The organism is Pseudomonas sp. 13B_3.2_Bac1, from assembly GCF_025466205.1.
In the GTDB taxonomy this organism is placed as follows: Bacteria; Pseudomonadota; Gammaproteobacteria; order Pseudomonadales; family Pseudomonadaceae; genus Aquipseudomonas; species Aquipseudomonas fluorescens_H.
Map to the genome: position 1 here is coordinate 125,416 of NZ_JANLOG010000147.1, position 6,000 is coordinate 131,415.

Genomic DNA, 6,000 nt, shown 5'->3' on the forward strand with positions numbered 1-6,000 from the left:
AACTCTGACAGGTAGAGGTTGAAATCCGACAAACGGCAATTCGAAAAAAGAGACCTTGCGAAAGCTCTCCGTGCATCGAATACGCACATCGCTGCACTTGAATGTGACGTTACTACCCACACGATCGCTGAATTGTCCAAAAGCGGCGCCTCTGCGTGCCAGATGTCTCGTTAGCTAACCAGCTGAATAACTTGAAGTTCCACATACGGGCGATTTCGTCTCCGAGCTGTGGCACACTTTCTGCTGTCTATTCCGTAGTAACAAACCGTGTTCCGGTATAGCGGAATAAACATCATCCTGGAGTGCTTGCCATGCATCGCCGTCCTTCGTTGTTCAAAGCGTGTGTTTTTGTTCTTGCGGCTTCGTCCGCTGTCATGGGCATGGCCCAGGCAGCCGACAGCAAGCTCGACAGTGTTCTGGCCCGTGGCAAGTTGATTGTCGGCACCGGCAGCACCAATGCGCCGTGGCACTTTCAAGGTGCGGACGGCAAGTTGCAGGGCTTTGATATCGACATCGCCAGGATGGTGGCCAAGGGCTTGTTCAATGATCCGAACAAGGTCGAGTTTGTGGTGCAGTCGTCCGATGCGCGAATTCCCAATCTGCTGACCGACAAGGTCGACATGAGCTGCCAGTTCATCACCGTTACCGCGAGCCGCGCGCAGCAAGTGGCATTCACCCTGCCGTACTACCGCGAAGGTGTCGGTCTGCTGCTGCCGGCCAACAGCAAATACAAGGAAATCGAAGACCTGCAGGCTGCCGGTGATAGCGTTACCGTGGCTGTGCTGCAAAACGTCTATGCCGAAGAACTGGTGCATCAGGCACTGCCCAAGGCCAAGGTTGATCAGTACGACAGTGTCGACCTGATGTATCAGGCGGTGAACTCCGGTCGCGCCGATGCGGCAGCCACCGACCAGTCTTCGGTCAAATACCTGATGGTGCAGAACCCGGGCCGCTACCGCAGCCCGACCTACGCGTGGAGCCCGCAGACCTACGCTTGCGCCGTCAAACGTGGCGATCAGGACTGGCTGAATTTCGTTAACACCGTGCTGCACGAAGCCATGACCGGCGTTGAGTTCCCGACTTACGCAGCATCCTTCAAGCAATGGTTCGGTGTGGATCTGCCGTCCCCGGCCATCGGTTTCCCAGTCGAATTCAAATGACCCCGTGAGAGCGGGGCGCCTCAATCGCCCCGCTCAAGGTACTGCTGACCATGAACTATCAGTTGAACTTTGCCGCCGTGTGGCGCGATTTCGACACCTTGCTGGCGGGGCTCGGTCTGGGCCTTGAACTGGCGCTGGTGTCGATCGCCATCGGCTGTGTGATCGGCCTGCTGATGGCGTTTGCCTTGTTGTCGAAGCATCGCGCCTTGCGGGTGCTGGCCTCGGTGTACGTCACGGTGGTACGTAACACGCCGATTCTGGTGTTGATTCTGTTGATCTACTTTGCCTTGCCGAGCCTGGGGATCCGCCTGGACAAGAACCCGTCGTTCATCATCACCTTGTCGCTGTATGCGGGCGCCTATCTGACCGAAGTGTTCCGTGGCGGCTTGCTGAGCATCCCCAAAGGCCAGCGCGAGGCGGGGCTGGCAATCGGTCTCGGTGAATGGCAGGTCAAGGCCTACGTCACGGTGCCGGTGATGCTGCGCAACGTGTTGCCGGCGCTGTCGAACAACTTTATCTCGCTGTTCAAGGACACCTCGCTGGCCGCCGCGATTGCGGTGCCGGAGCTGACCTATTACGCGCGCAAGATCAACGTCGAGAGCTACCGGGTGATCGAAACCTGGCTGGTGACCACGGCGTTGTATGTCGCGGCCTGTTACCTCATTGCCATGCTGCTGCGCTACCTCGAGCAGCGTCTGGCGATTCGCCGATAGGAGGCTGCGATGTACGAATCTCCCAGTTGGTTGCATGAATTATGGGTGGCACGCGAGACGTTGCTGCAAGGGTTCCTGACCAGTGTGCAGGTGTCGGCGCTGGCGATTCTGTTCGGCACGCTGCTCGGTGTTGTCACCGGTCTGGTGCTGACCTACGGCAAGTTCTGGATGCGCGCACCGTTCCGCTTTTATGTCGACATTATTCGCGGCACGCCGGTGTTTGTGCTGGTGCTGGCCTGCTTCTATATGGCGCCAGCGCTGGGCTGGCAGATCAGCGCGTTTCAGGCGGGTGCGTTGGGCCTGACGCTGTTTTGCGGTTCGCACGTTGCCGAGATTGTGCGCGGCGCCTTGCAGGCCTTGCCACGCGGGCAGATGGAAGCGAGCAAGGCGATCGGCCTGACGTTTTATCAGTCCCTCGGTTACGTGCTGTTGCCCCAGGCGTTGCGGCAGATCCTGCCGACCTGGGTCAACTCGTCCACCGAAATCGTCAAGGCCTCGACCCTGCTCTCGGTGATCGGCGTCGCCGAATTGTTGCTCAGCACCCAACAGATCATCGCCAGGACCTTCATGACTCTGGAGTTCTACCTGTTCGCCGGTTTTCTGTTCTTCGTCATCAACTACGGCATCGAATTACTCGGCCGGCACATTGAAAAGCGGGTGGCCCTGCCATGACTCAAGCTCAAGTTTCCAAGGTTCAGAACGGTCAGCCGCTGCTGGACATCCGTGGCCTGCACAAGCAGTACGGTGCGGTCGAAGTGCTCAAGGGTGTCGATCTGAGCATGCAGCGCGGCAACGTCGTGACGCTGATCGGCTCCAGCGGTTCGGGCAAGACCACGTTGCTGCGCTGCGTGAACATGCTCGAAGAGTTCCAGGGCGGGCAGATCCTGCTCGACGGCGAGTCCATCGGCTATGACGAGGTCGGCGGTAAACGCGTGCGTCACGCGGAAAAAGTCATCGCCCGCCATCGTGCGATGACCGGCATGGCCTTCCAGCAATTCAACCTGTTCCCGCACCTGACGGCCCTGCAGAACGTCACCCTCGGTCTGCTCAAGGTTAAGAAAATGCACAAGGACGAAGCCGTGGTGCTGGCCGAAAAATGGCTGGAGCGGGTCGGCCTGCTGGAGCGGCGCAATCACTTTCCCGGGCAGTTGTCCGGCGGTCAGCAACAGCGCGTGGCGATTGCCCGGGCGATTGCGATGAACCCCAGCCTGATGCTGTTCGACGAAGTCACCTCGGCCCTCGATCCGGAGCTGGTCGGTGAAGTGTTGAACGTGATCAAGGGCCTGGCCGAAGACGGCATGACCATGTTGCTGGTGACCCACGAGATGCGTTTCGCCTTCGAGGTCTCGGACAAGATCGTTTTCATGAATCAGGGGCGGATCGAAGAGCAGGGGCCTCCCAAGGAACTGTTCGAACGCCCGCAATCGCCGCGTCTGGCCGAGTTTCTCAAGAGCACGCGGTTCTAATTTTTTGTTTTGTCATCAGGAGAAGTACCCATGAGCATTACTCGATACGGCACCGGCAGCACCGCCGCTGGCGGTCAGCCACGTCCCTTCGCGCGCGCTGTTGAGGCGGATGGCTGGCTGCACGTGTCCGGCCAGGTGCCGGCGGTGGATGGCGAGATCATCGTTGGCGGCATCGTCGAGCAGACCCACCAGACCATGAAGAACCTGATCGCGATTCTCGAAGAGGCCGGTTACGGCCTGGAAGATGTGGTGCGTGCCGGCGTATGGCTGGACGATCCGCGGGATTTCAGCAGTTTCAACAAGGTCTTCGGCGAGTACTTCAAACCTAAACACGCCCCGGCGCGGGCCTGTGTGCAGGCGAGCATGATGGTCGATTGCAAGGTCGAGATCGATTGCATCGCCTACAAGAAGAAACCCTGAACCGAGGTGCCCCTATCGCGAGCAGGCTCACTCCTACAGAAGGACGCGCTTCAACTGTAGGAGCGAGCCTGCTCGCGAAAGCGGCCTACCAAGCGCCGCAGTACTCTCGGTACACTCCCGGCACTTTCATTGGGAACTGAAGACATGACCGAAGACACCATCAAACGCCGGGCCCGTGGTCTGGACCGGGCGTTCGATATCCTCGATTTCCTCAAGGAGATCGGCCAGCCGCTGCGTCCGAACGACATCGCCAACGGTATCGGCAGCCCGAAATCCACGGTCTACGAACTGGTGGCGTCACTGCTGGAACGACGGATTCTGGAGCCGGTGGGCAAGGACGGTCACGTCTATCTGGGGCGCCAGTTGTACTTCCTCGGGCAGGCGCACCTGCGCCATTTCGACCTCAGTCGCGAGGCCGATCACGCCTTGCAGGAAATCGTCAGCCAGACCCGGGAAACCGCGCAGATGTGCCTGCTCAACGGGCGCAAATACACGGTGGCACTGATGAAGGAAGGCGAGCGGCATTTCCGCATTTCTTCCGACATCGGCGAAAACGCACCTATCCCGTGGACGGCTTCAGGACGCCTGTTGCTCGCGCATCTGAGCGACCAGCAGATCATCGACCTGATCGACGAAGACGATTACATCCTGCCCGACGGCGAACGTCTGCCGCTGGAGCGCTTTCTGGCGGAGATCCGCCAGGCCGGCATCGACGGCTTCTTCTCCTTCGACAGCGTTGCCGACACCTTCACCCATTGCTTCGCCGCTCCGGTCAAAGACCCCAGCGGCGTTGCCATCTGCACCCTGTGCATCGTCGCCCCACGGGCCGATGCGAAGAACAATTACGACGACTATCGCCGGGTGCTGATCGAGAGCGCGAACAGCCTCGCCCGGCGCATCAACGAATAACCGCGGCTGCCTGCGGCCGCGACTGAATGCGAGGAGTTTGACCATGACGACTGCCATCAATACCGCTGTGGAAAAGGGCGACGCTGCGATTGGCGCGCACCTTGTGCGTGACATCAGCCTGCCGGCGCTGGTGCTGCACCGCGAGGCGCTGGAGCACAACATTCGCTGGATGCAGAAGTTCGTCAGCGACAGCGGTGCCGAGCTTGCGCCCCACGGCAAGACCAGCATGACCCCGGCGCTGTTCCAGCGTCAGCTCGATGCCGGTGCGTGGGGCATCACCCTCGCCAGCGCCACCCAGACCCGCGCCGCTTACGCCCACGGTGTACGCCGGGTGCTGATGGCCAACCAACTGGTCGGCACGCCAAACATGGCATTGATTGCCGATCTGCTGGCCGATGCCGATTTCGATTTCTACTGCATGGTCGATCACCCGGATAACGTCGCCGATCTCGGCGCCTACTTCGCTTCGCGCGGAGTGAAGTTGAACGTGATGATCGAATACGGCGTGGTCGGTGGCCGTTGCGGTTGCCGCAGCGAGCAGGAAGTCATCGCGCTGGCTCAGGCGATCAACGCGCAACCGGCGCTGGCCCTGACCGGTATCGAAGGTTACGAAGGGGTGATCCACGGCGATCACGCGGTCAGCGGCATTCGCGAGTTCGCCGCGTCGCTGGTGCGTCTGGCGGTGCAGTTGCAGGACAGCGGCGCGTTTGCCATCGCCAAGCCGATCATCACCGCCTCGGGTTCGGCGTGGTACGACCTGATTGCCGAGTCGTTCGAAGCGCAGAATGCCGGCGGGCGCTTCCTGAGTGTGTTGCGTCCGGGCAGTTATGTCGCGCATGACCATGGCATCTATAAGGACGCGCAATGCTGCGTGCTGGATCGTCGCAGCGATCTGCACGAAGGCCTACGTCCGGCGCTGGAGGTCTGGGCGCATGTACAGTCGATGCCGGAGCCGGGCTTTGCGGTGATCGCGCTTGGCAAGCGCGACGTGGCGTTCGATGCCGGGCTGCCGGTGCCGTTGCTGCGTTACAAGGCCGGTGTGTTGCCGGCGGTGGGCGACGATGTCGGCGCGTGCAAGGTGACGGCGGTGATGGACCAGCATGCGTTCATGAGCGTGGCGCCGGGGGTTGAGTTGCGGGTGGGCGACATCATTTCCTTCGGCACCTCGCACCCGTGTCTGACGTTCGACAAGTGGCGGGTGGGGTTGCTGGTGGATGAGCAGTTGGCGGTGGTCGAGAGCATGGAGACTTGTTTCTAAGGCTTGAGACCGAGTCGCGGCCATTTGGGGGGCCGGTCGGGGGCCCCACCCGCGGGGGTGGCCAAATTTGGGGG

7 protein-coding genes are annotated in these 6,000 nt (G+C 60.7%); all 7 read left to right on the top strand.

The window, feature by feature from the left end:
• The first annotated feature begins 311 nt into the window (after window positions 1–311).
• The 7 genes from NTD85_RS24400 (at window position 312) to NTD85_RS24430 (ending at window position 5,926) form a co-directional block, all read left to right on the top strand.
• Window positions 312–1,160, top strand: a complete 849-nt coding sequence (locus NTD85_RS24400) for a transporter substrate-binding domain-containing protein (RefSeq protein ID WP_003225457.1) — start codon at window positions 312–314, stop codon at window positions 1,158–1,160.
• A 50-nt stretch (window positions 1,161–1,210) separates the two neighbouring features.
• Window positions 1,211–1,873 carry an amino acid ABC transporter permease gene (locus tag NTD85_RS24405; RefSeq protein WP_262143418.1) on the top strand — a complete coding sequence of 221 codons (663 nt, stop codon included), beginning with the start codon at window positions 1,211–1,213 and terminating at the stop codon, window positions 1,871–1,873.
• Between the two features lie 9 nt (window positions 1,874–1,882).
• On the top strand, window positions 1,883–2,545 hold the full coding sequence (locus tag NTD85_RS24410; RefSeq protein ID WP_007965124.1) for an amino acid ABC transporter permease: 663 nt from the start codon (window positions 1,883–1,885) through the stop codon (window positions 2,543–2,545).
• The gene (locus NTD85_RS24415; protein WP_103485146.1) at window positions 2,542–3,339 is read left to right on the top strand and encodes an amino acid ABC transporter ATP-binding protein; all 798 of its coding nucleotides are present in this window, start codon (window positions 2,542–2,544) and stop codon (window positions 3,337–3,339) included. The genes NTD85_RS24410 and NTD85_RS24415 overlap by 4 nt, the downstream gene beginning before the upstream one ends.
• A gap of 30 nt (window positions 3,340–3,369) precedes the next feature.
• Window positions 3,370–3,759: a RidA family protein gene (locus NTD85_RS24420; RefSeq protein WP_262143419.1), complete on the top strand. Its 390-nt coding sequence runs from the start codon at window positions 3,370–3,372 to the stop codon at window positions 3,757–3,759.
• A gap of 144 nt (window positions 3,760–3,903) precedes the next feature.
• Complete coding sequence (locus tag NTD85_RS24425; protein ID WP_027612656.1) at window positions 3,904–4,668, top strand: IclR family transcriptional regulator; 765 nt, start codon at window positions 3,904–3,906, stop codon at window positions 4,666–4,668.
• 43 nt (window positions 4,669–4,711) lie between these two features.
• Window positions 4,712–5,926, top strand: a complete 1,215-nt coding sequence (locus tag NTD85_RS24430; protein ID WP_262143420.1) for an amino acid deaminase — start codon at window positions 4,712–4,714, stop codon at window positions 5,924–5,926.
• The last annotated feature ends 74 nt before the right edge of the window (window positions 5,927–6,000 follow it).

Coding starts and splice junctions, on each gene's coding strand:
- NTD85_RS24400 (WP_003225457.1), top strand. CDS start 312: ATGCATCGCCGTCCTTCGTTGTTCAAAGCGTGTGTTTTTGTTCTTGCG.
- NTD85_RS24405 (WP_262143418.1), top strand. CDS start 1,211: ATGAACTATCAGTTGAACTTTGCCGCCGTGTGGCGCGATTTCGACACC.
- NTD85_RS24410 (WP_007965124.1), top strand. CDS start 1,883: ATGTACGAATCTCCCAGTTGGTTGCATGAATTATGGGTGGCACGCGAG.
- NTD85_RS24415 (WP_103485146.1), top strand. CDS start 2,542: ATGACTCAAGCTCAAGTTTCCAAGGTTCAGAACGGTCAGCCGCTGCTG.
- NTD85_RS24420 (WP_262143419.1), top strand. CDS start 3,370: ATGAGCATTACTCGATACGGCACCGGCAGCACCGCCGCTGGCGGTCAG.
- NTD85_RS24425 (WP_027612656.1), top strand. CDS start 3,904: ATGACCGAAGACACCATCAAACGCCGGGCCCGTGGTCTGGACCGGGCG.
- NTD85_RS24430 (WP_262143420.1), top strand. CDS start 4,712: ATGACGACTGCCATCAATACCGCTGTGGAAAAGGGCGACGCTGCGATT.